Genomic DNA, 21998 nt, shown 5'->3' with positions numbered 1-21998 from the left:
ATTTAAAATAAATAGGATAATTAGCTCGAAACAAGTAAATTTACTAGAAGAGAAAAAATACCTATTTCATGCAAAGTATAAATTCATCAGAACTTAAGTTTCACCAAATAGTTGAAAACAAGTTCCAAATCTATAATAGCCTTTTTATGAACCTGCCTTACGAAAAGATGCAAAACATCGGATCATTAATTCCGTTTTTGTATGATGAAAGCAGAAAAGGTTTACCTGAAGGAAAATCACCAAACGAAATTATTCACAATTTTTTTGAGAAATATACAGATTTAGAAACCGAACAAGAACAAATCGATTTGATGTTTCGCATGATACAATATATCGAGCGACAAGTAGTCTTGTTTGATAGTATAGAAGATGCTGCATTTCCATCGTTACATTCTGAAAATGAAAAAGGAAGTTTGGAAAGTATTTACCACATTGCGCAGGCACAAGGTAAAATGGAACAAGTGAAAGATAGAATCGAAAATTTTGTAACACGAGTTGTTTTTACAGCGCATCCAACTCAGTTTTATCCAACAAATGTTCAACAAATTATCCAAGATTTGCGCGATGCAATTCAGCAAGATTCGGTTAGTAAAATTGATTTATTATTGCAACAATTAGGAAAAACGCCTTTTATCAACGAAGAAAAACCAACACCTTACGACGAAGCTGTTTCTATTATATATTACTTACGAAATGTCTATTATCAAGCAATTGGTCGATTATATAAAGAAATCAATCAATTATTTTTTACAGAAAACGAACCATTGCATTCTCCTGTTATTCAATTAGGATTTTGGCCAGGTGGAGATCGCGATGGAAATCCTTTCGTTACAGCAGAAATAACATGGAAAGTAGCAAGTTTGTTACGAACAAGTATTCTAAAAAATTATTATAATCATCTAAAAATCGTACAAAGAAGATTAACTTTCAAACATATTACAGAGCCTTTGAAAGCGTTAAGTAATTTGATTTATGAAAATATGTTCAATGAAAATGGAACGATTACAATTGATGAAATAAAAACGCGTTTACAAGACATTCGTACAATTTTAATTGAGCAACATAATGGGATTTTTATTGATGTTTTAGACGATTTTATTACTCGCGTTAATATTTTCGGATTGCATTTTGCGTCTTTAGATATTCGTCAAGATTCGCGTATTCATCAAAAAGTGATCAACCAAATTGTTGAAAAATATACTGGAATTAACTTAAAAGATTTAAGCGAAGAAGAGCAAATCAAATTGTTAACAAATCCTTCTTTCACTGCAAAACCTGAAGATTTTGAAGATGAAATTGTAATTGATACAATTAAAAATGTTTATCAACTCAAAACTATTCAGCAACGCAACGGCGAATTAGGTGTTAATCGTTACATTATTTCTAATTCTGAAACCATTTTTGATGTTCTAAATGTTTATGCATTATTCAAATTTTGTGGTTATCAAGATGAAGAAATTAAGTTTGATATTATGCCACTTTTCGAAACTATTCGCGGTTTAGATGGTGCAGAAGCAACGATGAATAAATTGTATAATTTACCAATTTACGCACAACATTTAGCGCGTAGAAAACAACGACAATCTATTATGTTAGGTTTTTCGGATGGAACAAAAGATGGTGGATATATCAAAGCAAATTGGGAAATTTACCGCACAAAAGAAATACTTTCGAATGTTTCGGATAAAAATCAAATTGAAGTAATCTTCTTTGATGGTCGTGGTGGACCACCAGCTCGCGGAGGAGGAAAAACACACGAATTTTATGCTTCTCAGGGAAAAACAATTGCAAATCATGAAATACAAATCACGATTCAAGGGCAAACAATTACATCAAATTATGGAACATTGCCACAAGCAAAATATAATTTTGAACAATTGTATACAGCGGGAATTATTTCTGATATTTTCGCAACAAGTACAAGTCAAATTTCACCTGAAGAACGAATTCTGATTGATAAATTAGCTAAAATAAGTTACGAGAAATACGAAGAATTAAAAGCTCATCCATCTTTCCTTGCTTATTTAGAAAATATGAGTACGCTGAATTATTATGGTAAAACCAATATCGGAAGTCGACCAAGCAAACGAGGAAATGATAAAAAATTAGAGTTTGATGATTTACGCGCTATTCCATTTGTTGGATCTTGGAGCCAATTGAAACAAAATATTCCGGGATATTTCGGTGTTGGAACTGCAATTAATGAGCTGAAAAAACAAGGACATTTGGAAGATGTAAAAGACTTGTTCAAAAACTCAAGTTTCTTCAAAACATTAATTCAAAATAGTATGATGTCGATGGAAAAAACATATTTCCCATTAACTTCTTATATGAAAGATGATCCTGAATATGGAGAATTTTGGAATATTTTATACGATGAATTCAATTTATCAAAAGCTTTGTGTTTAGAAATTTCTGGCTACACAGAATTAATGCAAGATGAACCTCTGAACAGAGCTTCAGTACAAATGCGTGAAAATATTGTTTTGCCTTTATTAACAATTCAACAATTTGCATTGAATAAAATTCATCACGAAAGTGAGTTTAAAGCTATTTATGAACAAATTGTTATGCGATCGTTATTCGGTAATATTAATGCAAGTCGAAATTCAGCTTAATTTTCAGAATATCTTAATACCTTCGCAACGATGGAAAAGATTATTTTAGGAATAGATCCAGGTACAATGGTTATGGGATTTGGCTTAATCGAAGTAAAAAATAATAAAATAAAATTGATTACTTTAGATGAGTTGTTATTGCATAAACTTCCGAATCAACAAACAAAGTTGAAAAAGATTTTTGAAAAAACATTAGCCATTATCGATCAATATCATCCAGATGAATTAGCCATCGAAGCACAATTCTTTGGTGTCAATGTTCAGTCGATGTTAAAACTTGGTCGAGCACAAGGCGTTTGTATTGCTGCTTGTTTACATCGAGATATGCCTGTTGTAGAATACGCGCCTAAGAAAGTGAAAATGGCTATTACAGGAAATGGAAATGCATCAAAAGAACAAGTTGCCGGAATGTTACAACATTTGCTTGGTTTAAAAGAAATCCCAAAACGGTTGGATGCCACAGATGGACTTGCTGTTGCGGTTTGTCATTATCTAAATTCAAATAATAAAACAGGAAGTTCTAGTTCTTATTCCAGCTGGGATGCTTTTGTAAAAAATAATCCGAATCGAACAAAATAAATATATTTGTAATAGAATTAGCAACCTAATTCTTATAAAAATAAAAATTTCAAATGAAAAAATATTTAATCGCCGCATCAGTCTGTGCAACAGTTTTCTCTTCGTTATTATTCTCTTGTAAAGATTCTTCTGGAAAAAACAATACAGCTATCACTGAAATTGTATCTAAAATAGAACAAAACAAATATAAAATCGGAGATAAAATAGATATTCCACTAACTAATTTAGATGGAATAACGAAAGTTGTGGTTTCGGTAGATGGACAAGAAGTTCCAGCTGATTTTACAATTGACGGAAAAACTATTGGACTAGGAAATCATACTGTTAATTTAAGATTCTTCAAAGGTGAAGAAGAAACAAATTCGCGCGATTTTACATTTGTAGTTTATGCCAATGAGCCAGCTGCACAATGGAATTATGAAATCGTTGGTACTTATCCACATAATCCTGATTATTTTACACAAGGATTCTATTTCAAAAATGGAAATATTTTTGAAGGAACTGGACTTCGCGAAGGAAAAACACGTTTGATAGAATATAAATTAGGCGCAACAGAACCTACAAAATTATATCAAATAAAAGATGATGTTTTCGGTGAAGGAATTACAGAATTGAATGGATTTATTTATCAATTAACATGGCAAGATCGTGTCATTTATAAATATGATTTAAACTTCAATCAAGTTCAGAAATTTGATATGCCTGCACAAATCATCGAAGGATGGGGAATTACAACAATTGGAAAAGAATTAGCTGTAACAGAAGGTTCTCAACGTATTCATTTCTTCGACGAAAATTTTAATTACCTAAGAACTATACAGGCTTTTGACAACACACAACCATATAGTTATTTAAATGAAATTGATTATCACGATGGTTTAATCTATGCAAATGTTTATCTAAAATCTGGACATGCAGATAACAGTAATATCGTTGTAATTGATCCACAAACTGGAGCTGTGAAAGCTGAATTTAATTTTGCTGAATTGAAAGGAAAACAAGGAAATCCTCAAGCACAAGAATTGAACGGAATCGCTTTCAAAGACAACGGAAACATGTTAGTTACAGGAAAACTTTGGGATAAAATTTTCGAAGTAAAAATTAAGAAATAAAAAAAACAAAAAGCTCGACCTGCAAAATCGAGCTTTTCTTTTCAAAAATCATCTAAAAAATTATAAGTAAAAATTTTAGTTATGAGAGATTTATAACCAAAATTGATCTTTCCAATCTGTATTTTTCAAAAGCTTATTAAATTGTTCTTTAACAACTTTTAATTTTTTCTGTGTTGCATTTTTTTCAAATTCTGGAAACATTTGTTTTTCTTCGAATCTGATATGCAAATCCAATTCTTCTTCGATATAAATCAAACTTTTCATTGGATTTTTCACATCTATTTTGAACAAACGTCTCAAGCGTCTATGCTCCTTCAATGCTCTTTTCACTAAATAGTGATCTTCATCTAAAAATGAAAATAAATAATTTTCTTCAATCTCAAATTTTTTGAATAACACTTCTTCTCCATACCAATTTACATAATCAACAATTCGTTTTATATCCACACCATTGTCTATTCCTGTGCGAATATTCCAACAAAAAAACAACGTTTTATGATGTCTTGCACAAGCTTCATTTAGAGTTACAGCTACATTAAAACTCACAGGAGAAATAGTTGCTTTAGGAAGTTCCATTAGTAGATTCATTGTTATAATTTTTTAATTCGGATAATCGGATATTTTTATCTTATTATTATATAAATTTTTTTAATGTTTAAGAAATGCAATTCCTTTCTCTAGATCATCAATCAAATTGAACATAGATGTTTTTTCTAACATTTCTCGTAAATCATTACGAATTTCGAAAACACGGCTATGTAGAGCGCAAGGTCTATTCGCATCACATTTTACCAAACCTAAGATACAACTGTGATAAAGACCATCTCCATCAATCGCTTTGATAATATTCACCAATTTTATATCTTGTAAATGTTCGGCATCCATTTGGAAACCTCCCATTTTTCCTTTTACGGATGAAATTACATTTGCTTTAACTAATTGTTGAAGTATTTTAGCTGTATAAGCTTCTGGAGAATTAATAGAATTTGCAATTTGTTTTAGATTAACTCTATTTCCTTCAACAGATTCCTGTGCAATAAATACACAAGCCTTAATACCATATTCACACGCTTTAGAAAACATTAATTTCTTTTATTCATTATAAATTACTTGACAAATATATAACATTATTTTTAAATCGGACATATTTATCTTATTAAATTTTTAAAATAAAAAAACCACTCAAAATTGAGTGGTTTATTATCTGAAAAGAAAAAATCTTATTCTTCGTCTTCGTCTTGATCAGCATCCTTAACAGCGTTACGAGAAGTACGAATAGCTACTACTACTGCGTTATCTGGATGAACGAATGTATATTTATCATTTTTCAATGTTTCTACATACATTTTGTGACCAATTCTCATTGGAGTAATATCGATAACAATTTCATCTGGTAAGTTTGCTGGAAGAGCACGAACTTTTAATTTACGCATGTTGAAACGTAAAACACCACCAGCTACTAAACCACGAGCACGACCTACTAAACGAACTGGAACTTCCATAGTTACTAATTTATCATCGCTTAATTGGTAAAAATCTACGTGTAAGATTTTATCAGTTACTGGGTGAAATTGAATATCTTGTAAAATTGCTTTAATTTTAGCTCCATCAGCTAACTCGATTTCTGCTGTATGAGCATCTGGAGTATAAACTAATGATTTGAATGCTTTTTCATCAGCTGAAAAGTGGATAGGCTCTCCAGAACCGTAAACCACACAAGGTACTTGTTCAGCATTACGTAGGTTACGTGTAGCCACTTTACCTAAGTCTTCTCTTTTTACACCTTGAATTGTAATTGACTTCATAATAATATGTATATAATAAAAATAATTTAATTTTAAGCTAAATCATTAGATAACAAAACGTTGACTAATTGATTTATTACTATGTACTAAATGCATAACATCTGCAAAAAGCGGAGCGCAAGATAATACTTTTATTTTAGATATGGAATTATTTTTTAATGGAATACTGTCAGTTATAGCAATTTCCGTTAATAAAGAGTTTTCAAGACGCTCATAAGCTGGTCCAGATAATACTCCATGAGTTGCAATTGCACGAACAGATTTCGCTCCTTTTTCCATTATTAATTCAGCAGCCTTAGCAAGCGTACCTGCCGTATCAATCATATCATCTACTAAAATAACATTTTTACCTTCAACATCACCAATTAACATCATGCTATCAACTTGGTTTGCTACTTTACGCTCTTTATGACAAATAACAATATCCGCATTTAGATATTTAGCATATGTATTTGCACGTTTAGCACCTCCCATATCTGGAGAAGCAATACAAATATTATCTAAACCTAAACTATTAATGTATTCCACAAAAATAGTTGAAGCAAATAAATGATCTACAGGAATTTCAAAGAACCCTTGAATTTGATCCGCATGTAAATCCATTGTCATTACACGTGTTGCACCAGCAGTCATTAACATTTTAGCAACTAATTTTGCTCCAATTGGTACACGTGGTGCATCCTTACGGTCTTGACGAGCAAAACCAAAATAAGGAATAACTACTGTAATACTTTTAGCAGATGCGCGTTTTGCAGCATCACACATTAAAAGTAATTCCATTAAATTGTCTGTTGGTTGCATTGTAGAACCAATTAAAAAAACACGAGCTCCGCGAATTGGTTGTTCAAAAGCAGGCACAAATTCGCCGTCGCTAAACTCTACAATTTTAGATTTACCAAGTTCTTGACCATATTGCTCTGCAATTTTTTCTGCTAATTCTAATGATCCTCTTGTTGAAAAAAGAAATGCTGATTGTTCCATTGTTTGTTTTGGGAAATATTTGTGCAAAAATAATTTAAATGATTTGAAAATGATGCAAGAAAACAAAAAATAAATTTCGGCATAGTTATTGAACCAAAATATAATAGCAAGTAAATACAACAACGGTTTTATGACTTTCGTTAGTTATAGCTTTTTTTAACAATCATTATTGATTAGTTTTTAATATTTTATATAAATTTGTAATTAAATATTTCCTCATGAAAAAGATTTCATACCTATTAAGTGTTATTGGATTAGGGGTTTTTGCACAAGCGCAAGAAGTTTCTGAGACATTTAACAACGATTACAACAAATGGTCTATAGAGGCCAATGGAGGTGCTGTAAAAGCACGTAAAACTTTCACACCTGGTTATTATTCTGAAACACCTAGTTTCTACCATGCTGATTTTGGTGTTCGTTATATGTTTAATCCAAAGTTTGGTTTAAAATTAGACGGAGCTTACGATCGTTTAAAAGAAGGTGAAAATGTAGAACGTTTTCGTTCTAACTATTATCGTGTAGACTTACAAGGGGTTGCTAACTTAGGACGAATCATGAACTTTGAAACATGGACAAATAGAATTGGATTATTAGGTCATGGTGGAGCAGGTTATTCTTGGATGAATAATCAAGCTACTAAAGGAGTTGATGGTAAAGTTTTTGATGGTAACGATAATATGGTTAACGTTATGGTTGGATTAACTCCACAGTTAAGATTAACAGATCGTGTTGTTTTGACAGGAGATTTATCATATGTAAGAAACATTCGTCAAAATGTGACTTTTGATGGTAATTCAAAAACTTCAGGTTCTGGATTTGGTGGTGAACTATGGAACGCAACTTTAGGTTTAACATTTTACTTAGGTAAAAATGAAAAACATGCAGATTGGGTTTATGAACCAACTCGTTCAGATTTAGAAGATCGCATTTCTAATATAGAACTAATGTTAAAAGATTCTGATGGTGATGGTGTTGCTGATTATTTAGATCAAGAACCAAATTCAGCTCCAGGAGCAGTAGTTGATACTAAAGGTGTTACTATTGACCACAATGGTAATGGTATTCCTGATAATATTGAAGAATACATCAAACAAAATGCTAGTGGAAATACAACAATTGTTAATGATGCTGATTTCTTAGAGCAAATGATTAATTCTGGAATTATCAATGTATATTTTGATTACAATTCTGACAAACCTTACCAACAATCAGTTGGAGGTATTAAATTTGTATCTGAATTCTTAAAAGCAAAACCAAATGCCCAAATTGAAATTTTAGGTTATGCTGATCCAGTTGGAGGAGATGCTTTCAACAAAAACTTATCTCGTAGAAGAGCAGAAAATGTTAAAGCAATATTAGTTAATCAAGGAGCAAACGCTTCTCAATTAACAACTATTGGTGAAGGTGAAGATAAAGAGTTCAAAAACTCTCAAGTTTCTTCTCATCAATTAGCAAGAAGAGTTGTTTTCAGAGTAAAATAATTATTTCTAAAATATAATTATAATCAGGGATAGAATTTTCCATTTTTTTGGTTTCTATTCCTGATTTTTTTTTACCTTTACAACTACTTAAATTACTACAATATTGAACCCTTTTAACCAACACTTTAATACTCCAAGATGGGTAGTATTAGTGATTGATATACTTATTGTCTTTATAAGTTATATCATAAGTAATTTTATTTTAAACAGTTTTCTGAATACATTTAGTGTAGAGAAACTTGTCTATAAATTACCTTTTATAAGTTTTATTTATACAATATGTTTTTTATATTTTAAAACATACAAAGGAATTGTAAGAAAAACAGGTATGAAAGATGCAGAGAATGTATTTGTTTCTAATACAACTGCTTTTCTAATACTTTTTTTTATTACTTTTATCTACAGACAATTTATAGAGGTAAATCCTTCACAAAGTCATATTAGTTCATATGTCTTTAGAATGTCTTATTCAGTAATTTTTGTCCATTTATTTATTTCAACAGTAATAATGGTTATTGCAAGACTATATTACAAATGGATTTATGATTATTTTTTCTCGAAAAATAAAGTTTCACAAAGGGTTCTAATCTATGGAGCCGGAGATTCAGGCTTAATCACAAGAGATATCTTACAAAACGATACACAATACAATAACAAGGTTATAGGTTTTATTGATGATAATCAAGCCAAAACTGGTACTTTTATAGATGGTCTTAAAATTTATTCTATCAATGATATTGATGATAAGTTTATCGAAAAAAATGATATTTCAGAAATCATTATTTCTATTCAGAACATTAAAACAAATCAATTATTAAATCTTTCTAAATCATTAGAAGATTTAAATGTTAATATAAAAATAATTCCACCAATTTCAAATTGGATTGATGGAACATATAAGCCTAATCAAATCAAACAATTAAAAATTGAAGATTTATTAGGAAGAGAATCTATAAACTTGAAAAATCCAATAATAAATGAAAATATTAGAGGAAAAAGAGTTTTAGTTACAGGCGCTGCTGGTTCTATAGGAAGTGAAATTTCTAAACAAATTTCCATGATGGATTTTGATCAATTAATCTTAATTGATCAAGCCGAATCTGCTCTTTATGATGTTCAACAATCCTTAAAAAATGAGTTATCTGAGAATAAACAAAAAAGAATTGAATATATAGTTTCTAGCGTGAAAGACAGAAAAAGAATGTCAAGTCTTTTTAGTAAATATCATCCACAAATTATTTTTCACGCAGCAGCTTATAAACATGTTCCATTAATGGAAAAGTTTCCATACGAAGCTATCAATACAAATATTTATGGAACTAAAACAATTGCCGATTTAGCAAATGAGTTTAATTCTGAAAAATTTGTTATGGTTTCTACTGACAAAGCAGTAAATCCAACAAACGTTATGGGTGCAACAAAAAGAGTAGCTGAAATTTATGTTAACTGTATCAATGAATTCTCAAAAACAAACTATATTGTTACTCGTTTTGGAAATGTCTTAGGTTCAAACGGATCAGTAATTCCTCTTTTCAAAAGACAATTAGAGAATGGAGGTCCTCTTACTGTTACACATCCAGATATAACTCGTTTCTTCATGACCATTCCTGAAGCTTGTCAATTGGTTCTTGAAGCTGCTATTATGGGAAAAGGTGGAGAAATTTTCGTATTCGATATGGGAGAATCAATGAAAATTATTGATCTTGCAAAAAGGATGATTAGATTAAGTGGCTATAAATATCCTGAAGAAATTGATATAAAAATTGTAGGTTTACGTCCAGGTGAAAAAATTTATGAAGAATTATTAGCCAATGATGAAAATACGGTTAAAACACATCATGAAAAAATAATGATAGCCAAAGTAAATACCAACAAATGTCATGAGAATAAAAAATTAATTGAAGAATTATGTTTATTGTCTTCAACTATTGAAAAACACGAACAAGTTATGGACTTAGTCGCTAAAATGAAAGAGATTGTACCTGAATTTATTTCTCAAAATTCAGAATTTGAAAAACTTGATAATATAATTTATGAAAAATAGAATTTTCCAATTTTTATTTATTATTTCTATGATCACAATTACATCGTGTGGATCTAGAAAAGAGATTGTTTATTTTCAAAACCAACAAGAATTAACTACAAGTTTTGAACAGTATATACCTAAAATACAACCTACAGATCAATTAGCAATTGTGATTTCTGCTGCTGATGTTGCTGCTGCTGCACCATTTAATCAATTAAGTACGATTCAAACAACAGCTAATACTAATAGTCTTTCTCCATTTAGCCCAACTTATACAGTTGACGAAAATGGAAATATTAGTTTACCTATGATTGGTACTATAAAATTAGCTGGACTAACAAGAAGTCAAGCTATTGAAACAATAAAAGCAAAAGTAAGTAAATATGTAGTGAATCCTGGAGTAAACGTAAATTTTGTAAACTTCAGAATTAGCGTATTGGGAGAAGTTTCTCGCCCAGGTAGTTTTATCGTTCCTACAGAAAGAATAACACTTTTAGATGCATTGGGAATGGCTGGAGATTTAACTATAAAAGGGAAGAGAAAAAATGTTACTGTAATCAGAGAAAGTAATGGTGTAAAAGAACGATATAGTGTTGATTTAACTTCAGAATCAGCGTTAAATTCTCCTGTATATTATTTAGCCCAAAATGATGTTGTTTATGTAGAACCTAATTCTGCTCAAATTTCTGCATCCAATTTTACACCAAATTATACATTATGGATTTCAATGGCTGGTGTAATAATTTCTGTAATCTCTGTTTTAACAAGATAAAATGAATCAAATAAATAATTCTAAAAAAACTACTTCATTCGAAGATGAAGATGAAAATATTAATCTAAGACAAATTCTAGAGCAATATTTATTTTATTGGAAATGGTTTGTACTAGGCTTAATCATCGCTATAATTGGTGCATTATTCTATTTAAAATATACCCAAAAACAATATCAAGTTTCTGCTAAAATTTTATTAAATGAAAAAGAATCTGCTGCTGGAGAATTAGCAGGATTAGCTGATGCTGCAACTGTTTTTGGTACCAGTACTAATGCTGAAGTTGGGGATCAGATTGAAGTTTTAAAATCAAGAAGACTCATTTCTAAAGTTGTAGAACAAAATAATCTTAACATAAGTTACTATAGTGTAGGGCGAATAGCTGAAATAGAAACAACTGCTAGCAATTCTCCAATTAAAATTCTATTTCTTAATGAGGCAGATAAACTTAATGATGACTTATCAGAAGAACTAAATGTTAAAATAGAATCTTCAACAAAGTTTAGCTTAACTAATGAAAAGACAAAAGAAACAAAAACTTATTCTTTCGGTCAAAAAATCCAAGCTCCGTTTGGAGATATTGTCATTAGTCCAAACAAAAATATATCAAAAAGTATTGACTCAGAGTACTTAATTAAATTAAATTCTTTGAATAATACTGTTAATTATTATCAATTAAAAATTCAGATTGAACCAAATAGTGATAAAAACTCTAAAATTGTTAACTTCAATTTAGTAGGTAGCGTTCCTGAGATTTCAAAGCTATTTATCGATGAATTAATTAAACAATATAATTTAGATCTTGTAACAGATAATAATAAATTAACACAAGCAACTTCTAAGTTTATTGATTCTCGATTGTCTATTGTTACAGGAGATCTTCAAGGAGTAGATAAAGATTTAGAAAGATATAAACAAAGTAACAATATTACAGATGTTGCTTCAGAAGCAAATATTTTCCTGCAAAATGCATCTGATAATGAGAAGAAATTGTTAGATTCATCTACACAACTCCAGTTAGTAGATTACATGAACTCTGCTTTAAATTCAAGTAAAACAGATTTATTACCAACTAATATTGGTTTGCAAGATCAAACTATTGCTTCACAAATTGCTTCTTATAATCAATTAGTTTTAACAAAAGAAGATATGTTGAAATCTGTAACGAGTGAGCATCCAAATGTTGTGAAACTTCAAGAGCAGATTAGTGATATTAAAAGAAACTTAAAAAATAGTTTACGTTTGTATAGAACTAATACACAAACTACTTTAAGTTCAATTCAGACGAAACAAAATCAAATAAAAACTAGAATTCAAAAAGTACCAGGTCAAGAACGCGGATTTAGAGATATATCAAGACAACAACAAATTGTTGAAGCTTTGTATTTATTTTTACTACAGAAACGTGAAGAAAATGAAATTAAGGCTGCAGCAACACCAGAAAATATAAAAGTTATTGATTATGCTTATGATTCTAAAATTCCTGTATCACCTAAAAAGAGTATTGTTTTATTAGGAGCTTTGATCTTAGGACTAATTGTACCATTTGCTTTTATATACATTTACAAACTATTAAATAATAATGTAAATTCTAAAGAAGATGTTGAAGAAGCTGTTGGAGCTCCAATAGCTGGACAGATTCCTAAGAGTGACATATCTATTATTGAGCATAATGATAGTTCAAGTGTCGCAGAAGCATTCAGAATTTTGAGAACAAATATGAATTTCCTTCTTAAAAATTCTACTGATCCTCAATCAATCTATGTAACTTCCACAACAAGTGGAGAAGGAAAAACTTTTATTTCTACAAACCTTGCCCAAATCTTAACAATGTCTGGTAAATCAGTATTATTAATTGGTGCTGATATTAGAAGCCCTAAAGTATTAGATTATTTAGGTATAACAGATCAATATAGAAATAAATATGGTGTTACAGAATATTTGATTTCAAAAGATGTAAACATTAACGATATAATAATCAAAAATCCAGCGAATTACAAATTTGATGTTATTTATTCTGGTCAAGTTGCACCAAATCCATCAGAATTATTGATGAATGGTCGATTTGAAGATATCATTAACTATGGTAAAGAAAATTATGATTATGTATTAGTCGATACAGCTCCTGTTAGTCTAGTTACAGATACATTATTAATATCTAATTCTGCTGATATCACAATGTATGTTGTTCGTGCTAATTATTTAGATAAACGTATGTTAGCTATTCCAAGGGATTTATATCATGATGATCGCCTTAATAATATGTCTATGGTTGTAAATGACGTTGACTTTACAAAAGGATATGGATACGGTTATGGATACGGTTATGGATACGGAGAAAACCATAATAAAGGAAAATCTTTCTTCAGTAAACTATTCAGAAGAAAATAGAATAAAAAAAAACCATTTCTAATTTAGAAATGGTTTTTTTTATTTATTAAGATTATTGTCTCTGCCTTACTGCCTCATATACACAAATAGCAGCTGCATTACTTACATTCAAAGAATCTACAAGACCTAACATCGGAATCTTAATTAATGAATCAGCATGATCTGCCCAAAAGTCCGAAAGCCCTGTTGCTTCTGTTCCTAAAATAATTGCAGAAGATTTAGTAAAATCAGTTTCATACAAACTTTTCGTTTCTTCTCTTAAAAAAGTTGAAACGACTTGAATATGATTAAATTTCAAAAAATCTAAAACATCTTCTTTACTTGCAGATGCAATTTTATTTGTAAACAAAGTTCCAACCGAGGAACGAATAACATTTGGATTAAAAAAATCAACCGTTTCGTCACAGACAATCACTGCATCAACTTTTGCACCATCTCCAGTTCTCAAAACAGCTCCAAGATTTCCAGGCTTTTCTACCGCTTCCAAAACAATAACCAATGCATTTTCTGGCAATTTTAAATCGACCAAAGTAGCAGATTTTGTTTTATAAACACCGATAATTCCGCCTGTAGATTTTCTATAAGCTAACTTTTCGAAAACTTGTTTTGTTATTGTAAAAACTTTTGCTCCGTTAAAATCTAGCGTTTTATTATAAATATCTTCACAAATATAAACTTCAATAGCTTCGTAGCCACCTTTTATAGCGAGTTCATTTTCTTGTGTTCCTTCGACTATAAATAAACCTTGGTTTTTACGTTCTCTTGATTTTTCTTGCAACTTTAGCAAGTTTTTAATTCTTGGATTCTGAAGACTTTCTATTAACATCTTGCAAAATTAATTGAAATTCTTCGAAATATCGTTCGAATTATTCCATAGTTGCTAATTTTTTACTGACAACTTTTATCAACTTATATTTTAATGTTGAAGCGTCTGCAGGTGCATTTTCAATTTTAGATTTTGAAACGACAATTTTATATTCATATCCAGGTTCATGATTAAAACCATCTATATGATTATAAAATAATTGCCAATCAGAAGAATCATCATTTTTTATTAGCATACATTGCATTTTAGCTGCTCCTGCTGAACATTCTCTTGTTTCTGGTGCAATTGTTAAGACTTCTTCATTTTCATTTACAACTTTACTCGATGTACAAGATGTTAAAAATCCTAATCCTAAGATTGTTGATAAAATTATTTTTTTCATAGTATTCATTTTTTATATAAAATCAAATACTGTGCTAAAATGAAATTTCTTTTAAAATTTCTTTTTATATAAAATTTAACTTGATTATAAATAACATAGCCCGTTATATTTTTTGTAACTTTGCACCTCAAAAATCAGAATTTTCGTATGACCAAAGATGGAAAAATGGAGTTGATGGCTCCTGCTGGGAATTTCGAATCGTTACAAGCGGCTTTAGACAATGGAGCTGATTCTGTATATTTCGGAGTTGAGCAGTTGAATATGCGTGCGAGAGCATCAATAAACTTTACAATGGACGATTTACCAGAAATCGTGAAACGTTGTGAAGAAAAAGGTGTGCGTTCTTACCTTACTTTAAATACAATTATATACGATCACGATTTATCTTTAATCAAGAACTTATTGGATAGAGCAAAACAAGCTAATATAACTGCTGTTATTGCAATGGATCAATCGGTTATTGCTTATGCAAGACAAATTGGGATTGAGATTCATATTTCAACTCAAATTAACGTGACAAATATCGAAACAGTAAAATTCTATGCAATGTTTGCTGATACAATGGTATTATCTCGTGAATTGAGTTTGAAACAAGTGAAAAAAATCTGTGAACAGATTATCAAAGATGATGTACGCGGACCAAGTGGAAATTTAGTAGAAATTGAAATCTTTGGTCATGGAGCTTTGTGTATGGCTGTTTCAGGTAAATGTTACTTGAGCTTACATTCACACAATTCTTCTGCAAATCGTGGAGCTTGCAAACAAAACTGTCGTAAAAAATATACCGTAATTGATCAAGAATCTGGTTTCGAAATCGAATTGGATAACGAATACATGATGTCGCCAAAAGATCTTTGTACAATGGAATTTTTAGATGAAGTTGTTGATGCTGGTGTAAAAGTATTAAAAATTGAAGGTCGCGGACGTGCTCCAGAGTATGTTGCAACTGTAATTCGTGCTTATAGAGAAGCGATTGATTCTATTGCTGATGGATCATATTCGAAAGAGAAAGTTGATTATTGGATGGGATTATTGCAAACTGTTTATAATCGTGGTTTTTGGTCTGGTTATTATTTAGGTCAAAAATTAGGTGAATGGTCTGCTGTTCCAGGTTCTATGGCAACTCAGAAAAAAGTTTACATCGGAAAAGGTGTTCATTTCTTTCCAAAACCAAGTATTGGTCAATTTGTAATTGATGCTTATGATTTGAAAGTTGGAGATTTAATCTTAGTAACTGGACCAACAACTGGAGCCAAAGAAATGGTGGTAACAGAAATGATGGTTGAAGATGTAAAATCTGATACAGCTAAAAAAGGTGATTCGATTACAATTCCGATGGAATTTAGAATTCGTCCTTCTGATAAATTATACAAATTAGTAAAAGTAGAAGAGCCAGGAACTCAACAAAACAGTGTTTCAGAAGGCGCTTATTCTCATTAAAAAATAGTTATTCATGGTCATTATTACGTTACAACGCGATAAATGCATCGGATGCAACTATTGTTATGAGTTAGCACCGGAACGATTTAGAATGTCAAAAAAAGATGGTAAATCTGTTTTATTGAAAGCAATTGATAAAAAAGGCTTTCATACATTAAAAGATCCAGATCATACTATTGCAGAAAATTGTGAACGTGCTGCTAAAGCTTGCCCTGTAAACATTATTACAGTTAAAGAAATTTAAGCTAAAACATTAGCTATATAAAAAGTCCATCAAAATTTTGATGGACTTTTATTTTATCAATAAAAACTAATTTAGTTTTCCTTCTTTTTCTAATCTTTCTAATGCTTTTTCATGCGCAGATTTTACATCATTCTTGATCTTCTTATCTTGTGTAGATTTTCTAATTTTCTCTGCATGATAAGCCAAATCATCCAATGTCATTTTATAACTCACATAAAATCCTCTATTGTATCGAGAATAAGAAGCTAATCCCCAATCAGAAATTAATTTATTTTTGATTTTCTTCGTTTGATATTCATTAAGATATCGTTGCAATTTTGGAGCTAATTCTTCTTTTGAAATTGATTTTGCAGAACCATTCATTCTACTAAACCAGTATTTATTATCTAATTTTATATAAGATTTTGCACCCAAAATACTTTTGAAAGCAAGATCTCCGAGTAATAAAACTTTCTCAAATTCTGATTTTTCGTTCGTCATGTAATCCCAATACATTTCAGAACTCATTCCTACCATTGGACTTTTATCTATTGTTGCTTCATACAAATCTTTTCCATTTTGATAAGCAGCGGCAACATTTTTAAATTCTATTCCAAAATCATCACAAGCTTTCTGATATCCTGTAAAAGAACCCGAATATTTTTCGAAATTATCAATAAAAACCCTGTAAATACAATAATGTGAAATGTCAATCAAAACTTTTTTAGAATCATCTAAAAAACCATTTATCAACTGTATCGGAAAGTTATAATATTCATACGAACTCATAATTGTTTGATTGTCTTAAATGTGGTGTTAATTCTCGACTAAGATAAGGTAGTTTTTATTATTCTTAAAATGATAAGTATCAAAAAACTTTAAAATTTAATTTATTAGATGTTGAATACTTGAAACTTCAATTCCTAATTTCTTCCTAAATCTTCTTTGTCCTTTGCATCAAAATAAAAAACAAATGAAGTTTCTCTTGACAATATTGACAACAATTTTTATTACAATAACAACTGTTGCACAGACAAAAAATGATTCAATTATCAATTCAAAACCTCAACAAAAAATACTAAAACCTAAAATTGAACATGCAGAACCTTTGTATACAGATTTGATGCGAGATCTAGGCGCAAGAAAAGGAGAAGCTGAAATAAATGTAGGATTCGGAATTACTTCGAGAAAATCATACAATGAATACAAAGGATTTGTTGAATATGAATGGGCTGTTGCTGATAGATTGGGAATGGAAGTAGAAGTTCCTTTTTTGTTTAATCATAAAAATTCTGATCATGATGGTTCTATTTATGTTCCGAATAATAAAATTGAAGGTTTAAAATTCGCAACACAATATACTTTTTTGGTGAATGAAAAACGAAAAACATCTTTAGCTGTTGCATATATTCACGAATTTGAATTCAATACGTTTAAAGAATTAGGAAATCGAGGAAGTTTTTTTACAGGAATGAAAATGAATCCAGTTTTTATTGGAGCAAAAAATTTTAAGAATTTCAATACTTTATTATACACAGGTCCTGTTTTTGAACATCATTATAAAAATCGAAAATTGGATATTGGAGCAACTATAAATGCAAGTATCATGTATGTTTTACCAAATTCAAAAAACTTTATCGGACTTGAAAATAATATGGATATCGACCAAGAGGGATTTCATTATACTTTAAGACCACAAGTTCGTTTGGCAATTCAACATAACTTAATGATTGGTTTGGTTACTGGAATTCCGATTAAAGAACATAACGGAACCAACCTAGATGTGATGACAAGAATTATCTGGGAACCATAATTTATTACAAATAAAAACTCCTTTAAACTAAAATTTAAAGGAGTTTTGTGGAGCTGGCGGGATTCGAACCTACGCCAAAAATCCTTTATTTCAGAGGGATTGAAAATCTGTTTTATCAAATGGTCTCGATTTGGTCTCGATATATTTTTAAAGAACTCTTATATTCTTTTACAAAGATACAATGTATATGATTGAAAATAAAAAACCTAACTAATATTTAGTTAGGTTTGCAATTATACTTAAACTTATTCATTATCTCTATAGATAAATATTTTAGATTCAAAAATATCTGTGTTATGAATAGTGGTTTTTATTTTATTTAATTCGTTAATTATTCTATCCATTGCTAACTGTAAGTTTTTTTCATTATAAGTTAAATTTGAATATCCATAATATATATTTATCAATTTCTTTTTTGATTTTCTTTTTCATAAACAACGCAAAATCATATAATATATTTAAACTAAAAAATCAAGTTTTTATCCCCAAATACTCCCCCAACTCTTCCCAAGTAATCACCTGATGAGGTTGTTTGTTGTAATGTGCTTTAATTTGGTTATAGATACGAAGTGATTGCCTATAACTTTTACCTGTAATGATTTGAATGTCCTTTGGGTAAATGCAAATCCGTTGTAACTTTTTCTGCTGCATAATTATTCAATTTCATACACTATCTATGCTTTATCTATACCGTTTATGTGCTTCATCTATAGGTCATTTGATGACAAAAGATGATTAAAAAGTCATTTGGTATTTGCTGATTTTTATAAAGTTACTCTTTTTTCTACACTTGTATTGTCTACCGGTAGGATTGAAAATGTAGAACGATTAAAATGTAAAAAAATGGCAAGACAAAAAGGTATTATTAAGCTGTTGGGTACTGTTGGTGACATTACCTTTTATAAAGCAAAAGAAGGTTTCTTAGCACGCGAAAAAGGTGGTGTGGATAAGAGCCGAATTATGAATGATCCGAACTTTCAACGTACGCGTGAAAATGGTGAGGAGTTTGGACGAGCAGGTGCATCTGGGAAGATGCTGCGAACTGCGTTTCGAGCAGTGTTGTTAAACTCTGCTGATTCGAGAATGGTTGGTCGATTAACTCGTGATATGGTTAAGGTAATTCAGGCTGATATGGTAAGCGAACGTGGGAAACGTAATGTGATTAATGGTGATTTAGCACTTTTAAAAGGTTTTGATTTCAATATTAATGGGAAATTATCAACAACGATTTATGCTCCTTATACGACTACATTAGATCGTGCAGAAGGTGATGTGCTTGTAGATATTCCGGCATTCGTTCCGGTTAACATGATTAATGCGCCTTCGGGAACCACTCATTTTAAAATTGAAGCTGCAGCAGCAGATGTCAACTTCAATGATGGTTCGTTTAATGTTTCGAATTCAGATACTGGAATTTTACCTTATGATGCGGTTGAAACTACTGCGATAAGTTTGGCGACTACTTTACCTGCGAACAGTACAGAACCCATCTTTTTGGTTTTGGGTGTCGAATTCTATCAAGAAATTAACGGTGAAAAGTATGTACTTAAAAATGGTGTATACAATGCGTTGCAATTGATAGAGGTGAATAAGGCGTAATGAAATTAGAACTGATACGCTCATATTTCCCTAATGGTACAAATGGTATTCTTCAAAATTCAAAGGGATTCATTTGTTATACGATCGAGTTGCCGTGGTTAAACAATGAAGTGAGAAAATCGTGTATTCCGGAGGGGAAATATGTTTTAGTAAAGCGATACAGTCAGAAATTTGGAAGGCATATTTTGTTGAAAGATGTTCCGAATAGGACTTTTATTTTGATGCATCCTGCGAATAATGCCAAAAAAGAATTATTGGGTTGTATTGCTCCGGTTACCTCTTTAGGTGGTGCTGGAATTGGATGGGAAAGCAGAAAAGCTTTTAATAAAGTGAAGGATTTGGTTTATCAAGCGATTGATAAAGGAGAGACTGTTACTCTTGAAATAAAATCTGCTTCACTTTAATTTGTATGTTCATTTTTATTCATGACTTTTTAATTGTTTTCAAATGAATTCATATGCCCTTCGGGGAAGTCTTGACACAAAAACATTTGAGATTAAGAGGAGAAGCTCCAGTGGAGCTTAGGTATTTTAAGTTTTATTATCACTTTTTTCTTGATAAAAGAATTATCAAAAATTAAGACTGCTTTACTTTAATCTTTATGTTCATTTTTATTCATGACTTTTTAATTGTTTTCAAATGAATTCATATGCCCTTCGGGGAAGTCTTGACACAAAAACGAACCATAAAAGTCAAGGCTTTAAATCGTTTACACTAAAAATCATTTTCACTTCGGAAATGAATTAAATCGCTCCCTATAGTCGGTAATTCATTCTTATCCATCATGAAAATGATTTTCTTCACGCGAACGGTTTAGATGTCATTTCAAAAAATTGTGTAATTAAAAACGGATGATTTAACGGATGAAAATAGTAGATCGATTACAGTCCCCAACGCCTAAATTGTTTCAATGGCTCCGAAATATAGGTTTGGTTTTAGCTGCAGTTGGTGGAGTGCTTTTTGCCCCTCCTACCGAATTACCCGAATGGTTAAATAATCTTGGTGGATATTTGACTGTTGCTGGAGGTGTATTGGGTGCAGTTAGTCAATTGACCGTTGTAGATGGTGTGAATAAAGATGATACAGGATAGTCAAATGAAAATGGGGGTTCTCTGTGGTACTACGTTTAGTATCATCGGGAATATAGGTTTAAGTGATTTGTTACAGACTGCCATTCTCGCTGGAGTTGGTGCGATTGTGAGTTTCGTGGTTTCGTACTTTCTTAAAAAATTAGATAAGTAAAATTATAGGTTCTTCATAATGGGGAACCTATTTTCTTGAAAAGAAAAAAAGAGAAAAAAAAGAAAGCTCATTAATCGAGAATGGGTGTTTTTAAGGCAAGGTTTTTTTGAAAAATACTACCTGAATGGGTGGAGATTTTGCAAAAAACCCGCAGGGCTTGACCTTGAAGCAAAACAACCATTTACTTCCTTTGCGACCTTTTTATTTTTCTTGAATATTATTTTAATAACGAAATCGCACTGGGGCAATATGCGCAGGTGAATAAAAGCAAACCTTAATCGAAATAAGGTGGCGAGGATATGTAGTGGAACATCCGACAGGATGTTTGGCTACACCGAGCCAATTTGTGTGGGCAAAGGAGCTATCAAGCAGCACAAAAGTGAGGGGTTACGAATACAAAGTATGGAGTACCGAACGATGTGATGCGACTAGCGAAGTAGCGCAATACACAAATGTACCTTAACTAAACTCTTTTGCTTTTATGAACCTGCAACCTATATCTTGGGTGGCGGGGGTGCGTGGCATTTCTTATCGCAAAACGAGCATTTTTATGTGGAACGAAAAGCCGTTTAAAAACAGGCTTGACTGAAAGGAAAGCTTGTTTTTAGGCTTGGTTTGCGTAGTTGGGATTATTTTTTAGATTTGAGATTTTAGATTTGAGATTTTAGAGTGGATAAACTGGATGAGATGCTAAATCGAGTTTAGTATGA

At 30.9% G+C, this 21998-nt stretch carries 20 protein-coding genes; 13 read left to right on the top strand and 7 right to left on the bottom strand.

The window, feature by feature from the left end:
- Positions 1 to 68 precede the first annotated feature (68 nt).
- From ACMHJW_RS06490 to ACMHJW_RS06480, 3 genes are read left to right on the top strand one after another with little or no spacing between them, the layout of a single operon-like run.
- On the top strand, positions 69 to 2618 hold the full coding sequence (locus tag ACMHJW_RS06490; RefSeq protein ID WP_413532601.1) for a phosphoenolpyruvate carboxylase: 2550 nt from the start codon (positions 69 to 71) through the stop codon (positions 2616 to 2618).
- A 30-nt stretch (positions 2619 to 2648) separates the two neighbouring features.
- Entirely contained in the window at positions 2649 to 3197 is a 549-nt protein-coding gene (gene ruvC, locus ACMHJW_RS06485) for a crossover junction endodeoxyribonuclease RuvC (protein ID WP_413532600.1), read from the top strand.
- A 53-nt stretch (positions 3198 to 3250) separates the two neighbouring features.
- A complete protein-coding gene (locus tag ACMHJW_RS06480) occupies positions 3251 to 4309 on the top strand; it encodes a glutaminyl-peptide cyclotransferase (RefSeq protein WP_413532599.1) in 1059 nt (352 codons plus the stop codon).
- Positions 4310 to 4399: 90 nt separating this feature from the next.
- Here the strand turns inward: ACMHJW_RS06480 and ACMHJW_RS06475 are convergent, their stop codons facing one another.
- The 4 genes from ACMHJW_RS06475 to ACMHJW_RS06460 form a co-directional block, all read right to left on the bottom strand.
- Positions 4400 to 4897, bottom strand: coding sequence for a hemerythrin domain-containing protein (locus ACMHJW_RS06475; RefSeq protein WP_413532598.1), 498 nt, complete (start codon positions 4895 to 4897; stop codon positions 4400 to 4402).
- Between the two features lie 60 nt (positions 4898 to 4957).
- On the bottom strand, positions 4958 to 5392 hold the full coding sequence (locus tag ACMHJW_RS06470; RefSeq protein WP_413532597.1) for an RrF2 family transcriptional regulator: 435 nt from the start codon (positions 5390 to 5392) through the stop codon (positions 4958 to 4960).
- A 137-nt stretch (positions 5393 to 5529) separates the two neighbouring features.
- The gene (locus tag ACMHJW_RS06465; protein WP_413532596.1) at positions 5530 to 6114 is read right to left on the bottom strand and encodes a 50S ribosomal protein L25/general stress protein Ctc; all 585 of its coding nucleotides are present in this window, start codon (positions 6112 to 6114) and stop codon (positions 5530 to 5532) included.
- A gap of 45 nt (positions 6115 to 6159) precedes the next feature.
- Positions 6160 to 7095, bottom strand: coding sequence for a ribose-phosphate pyrophosphokinase (locus ACMHJW_RS06460; RefSeq protein ID WP_413532595.1), 936 nt, complete (start codon positions 7093 to 7095; stop codon positions 6160 to 6162).
- Between the two features lie 218 nt (positions 7096 to 7313).
- Here ACMHJW_RS06460 and ACMHJW_RS06455 point away from each other — a divergent pair, with 218 nt between their 5' ends.
- From ACMHJW_RS06455 to ACMHJW_RS06440, 4 genes are all read left to right on the top strand, one after another.
- Positions 7314 to 8576 (top strand): OmpA family protein, encoded by a 1263-nt coding sequence (locus tag ACMHJW_RS06455; protein ID WP_413532594.1) that lies wholly within the window; start codon positions 7314 to 7316, stop codon positions 8574 to 8576.
- A 328-nt stretch (positions 8577 to 8904) separates the two neighbouring features.
- Positions 8905 to 10620, top strand: coding sequence for a polysaccharide biosynthesis protein (locus tag ACMHJW_RS06450; RefSeq protein ID WP_413532593.1), 1716 nt, complete (start codon positions 8905 to 8907; stop codon positions 10618 to 10620).
- The gene (locus ACMHJW_RS06445; protein WP_413532592.1) at positions 10610 to 11374 is read left to right on the top strand and encodes a polysaccharide biosynthesis/export family protein; all 765 of its coding nucleotides are present in this window, start codon (positions 10610 to 10612) and stop codon (positions 11372 to 11374) included. The genes ACMHJW_RS06450 and ACMHJW_RS06445 overlap by 11 nt, the downstream gene beginning before the upstream one ends.
- Before the next feature lies 1 nt (position 11375).
- Positions 11376 to 13763 (top strand): GumC family protein, encoded by a 2388-nt coding sequence (locus ACMHJW_RS06440; protein WP_413532591.1) that lies wholly within the window; start codon positions 11376 to 11378, stop codon positions 13761 to 13763.
- A gap of 52 nt (positions 13764 to 13815) precedes the next feature.
- Here the strand turns inward: ACMHJW_RS06440 and ACMHJW_RS06435 are convergent, their stop codons facing one another.
- Both ACMHJW_RS06435 and ACMHJW_RS06430 read right to left on the bottom strand, forming a co-directional pair.
- Entirely contained in the window at positions 13816 to 14589 is a 774-nt protein-coding gene (locus ACMHJW_RS06435) for a TrmH family RNA methyltransferase (protein ID WP_413532590.1), read from the bottom strand.
- 40 nt (positions 14590 to 14629) lie between these two features.
- Complete coding sequence (locus tag ACMHJW_RS06430) at positions 14630 to 14971, bottom strand: DUF4377 domain-containing protein (protein ID WP_413532589.1); 342 nt, start codon at positions 14969 to 14971, stop codon at positions 14630 to 14632.
- A 147-nt stretch (positions 14972 to 15118) separates the two neighbouring features.
- Here ACMHJW_RS06430 and ACMHJW_RS06425 point away from each other — a divergent pair, with 147 nt between their 5' ends.
- Entirely contained in the window at positions 15119 to 16411 is a 1293-nt protein-coding gene (locus tag ACMHJW_RS06425; protein WP_413532588.1) for a peptidase U32 family protein, read from the top strand.
- A 13-nt stretch (positions 16412 to 16424) separates the two neighbouring features.
- A complete protein-coding gene (locus ACMHJW_RS06420) occupies positions 16425 to 16655 on the top strand; it encodes a ferredoxin (RefSeq protein ID WP_019976800.1) in 231 nt (76 codons plus the stop codon).
- A 66-nt stretch (positions 16656 to 16721) separates the two neighbouring features.
- Here ACMHJW_RS06420 and ACMHJW_RS06415 read toward each other — a convergent pair whose 3' ends face one another.
- Positions 16722 to 17423: a hypothetical protein gene (locus ACMHJW_RS06415; RefSeq protein WP_413532587.1), complete on the bottom strand. Its 702-nt coding sequence runs from the start codon at positions 17421 to 17423 to the stop codon at positions 16722 to 16724.
- A 184-nt stretch (positions 17424 to 17607) separates the two neighbouring features.
- Between ACMHJW_RS06415 and ACMHJW_RS06410 the strand changes: the two genes are divergently transcribed.
- The 4 genes from ACMHJW_RS06410 to ACMHJW_RS06395 all read left to right on the top strand — a co-directional run bounded on the left by ACMHJW_RS06410 (position 17608) and on the right by ACMHJW_RS06395 (position 21137).
- Positions 17608 to 18447: an HAEPLYID family protein gene (locus tag ACMHJW_RS06410; protein WP_413532586.1), complete on the top strand. Its 840-nt coding sequence runs from the start codon at positions 17608 to 17610 to the stop codon at positions 18445 to 18447.
- A gap of 843 nt (positions 18448 to 19290) precedes the next feature.
- A complete protein-coding gene (locus ACMHJW_RS06405; RefSeq protein WP_413532869.1) occupies positions 19291 to 20046 on the top strand; it encodes a hypothetical protein in 756 nt (251 codons plus the stop codon).
- The gene (locus ACMHJW_RS06400) at positions 20046 to 20450 is read left to right on the top strand and encodes a DUF5675 family protein (RefSeq protein WP_038336251.1); all 405 of its coding nucleotides are present in this window, start codon (positions 20046 to 20048) and stop codon (positions 20448 to 20450) included. Before ACMHJW_RS06405 ends, ACMHJW_RS06400 begins: the two co-directional genes overlap by 1 nt.
- Positions 20451 to 20909: 459 nt before the next feature.
- Positions 20910 to 21137: a hypothetical protein gene (locus ACMHJW_RS06395; RefSeq protein WP_038336297.1), complete on the top strand. Its 228-nt coding sequence runs from the start codon at positions 20910 to 20912 to the stop codon at positions 21135 to 21137.
- The last annotated feature ends 861 nt before the right edge of the window (positions 21138 to 21998 follow it).

It is taken from the genome of Empedobacter brevis (assembly GCF_965118635.1).
GTDB classification, from domain to species: domain Bacteria; phylum Bacteroidota; class Bacteroidia; order Flavobacteriales; family Weeksellaceae; genus Empedobacter; species Empedobacter brevis_A.
This window is presented reverse-complemented; position numbering and strand designations above follow the sequence as displayed.

Bases quoted from the DNA above. Each gene is read 5' to 3' on its own strand.
- ACMHJW_RS06455 (WP_413532594.1), top strand. From the start codon at position 7,314: ATGAAAAAGATTTCATACCTATTAAGTGTTATTGGATTAGGGGTTTTT.
- ACMHJW_RS06395 (WP_038336297.1), top strand. From the start codon at position 20,910: ATGAAAATAGTAGATCGATTACAGTCCCCAACGCCTAAATTGTTTCAA.
- ACMHJW_RS06460 (WP_413532595.1), bottom strand. From the start codon at position 7,095: ATGGAACAATCAGCATTTCTTTTTTCAACAAGAGGATCATTAGAATTA.
- ACMHJW_RS06470 (WP_413532597.1), bottom strand. From the start codon at position 5,392: ATGTTTTCTAAAGCGTGTGAATATGGTATTAAGGCTTGTGTATTTATT.
- ACMHJW_RS06420 (WP_019976800.1), top strand. From the start codon at position 16,425: ATGGTCATTATTACGTTACAACGCGATAAATGCATCGGATGCAACTAT.
- ACMHJW_RS06405 (WP_413532869.1), top strand. From the start codon at position 19,291: ATGGCAAGACAAAAAGGTATTATTAAGCTGTTGGGTACTGTTGGTGAC.
- ACMHJW_RS06490 (WP_413532601.1), top strand. From the start codon at position 69: ATGCAAAGTATAAATTCATCAGAACTTAAGTTTCACCAAATAGTTGAA.
- ruvC (WP_413532600.1), top strand. From the start codon at position 2,649: ATGGAAAAGATTATTTTAGGAATAGATCCAGGTACAATGGTTATGGGA.
- ACMHJW_RS06445 (WP_413532592.1), top strand. From the start codon at position 10,610: ATGAAAAATAGAATTTTCCAATTTTTATTTATTATTTCTATGATCACA.
- ACMHJW_RS06440 (WP_413532591.1), top strand. From the start codon at position 11,376: ATGAATCAAATAAATAATTCTAAAAAAACTACTTCATTCGAAGATGAA.
- ACMHJW_RS06410 (WP_413532586.1), top strand. From the start codon at position 17,608: ATGAAGTTTCTCTTGACAATATTGACAACAATTTTTATTACAATAACA.
- ACMHJW_RS06480 (WP_413532599.1), top strand. From the start codon at position 3,251: ATGAAAAAATATTTAATCGCCGCATCAGTCTGTGCAACAGTTTTCTCT.
- ACMHJW_RS06430 (WP_413532589.1), bottom strand. From the start codon at position 14,971: ATGAAAAAAATAATTTTATCAACAATCTTAGGATTAGGATTTTTAACA.
- ACMHJW_RS06450 (WP_413532593.1), top strand. From the start codon at position 8,905: ATGAAAGATGCAGAGAATGTATTTGTTTCTAATACAACTGCTTTTCTA.
- ACMHJW_RS06400 (WP_038336251.1), top strand. From the start codon at position 20,046: ATGAAATTAGAACTGATACGCTCATATTTCCCTAATGGTACAAATGGT.
- ACMHJW_RS06425 (WP_413532588.1), top strand. From the start codon at position 15,119: ATGACCAAAGATGGAAAAATGGAGTTGATGGCTCCTGCTGGGAATTTC.
- ACMHJW_RS06465 (WP_413532596.1), bottom strand. From the start codon at position 6,114: ATGAAGTCAATTACAATTCAAGGTGTAAAAAGAGAAGACTTAGGTAAA.
- ACMHJW_RS06435 (WP_413532590.1), bottom strand. From the start codon at position 14,589: ATGTTAATAGAAAGTCTTCAGAATCCAAGAATTAAAAACTTGCTAAAG.
- ACMHJW_RS06475 (WP_413532598.1), bottom strand. From the start codon at position 4,897: ATGAATCTACTAATGGAACTTCCTAAAGCAACTATTTCTCCTGTGAGT.
- ACMHJW_RS06415 (WP_413532587.1), bottom strand. From the start codon at position 17,423: ATGAGTTCGTATGAATATTATAACTTTCCGATACAGTTGATAAATGGT.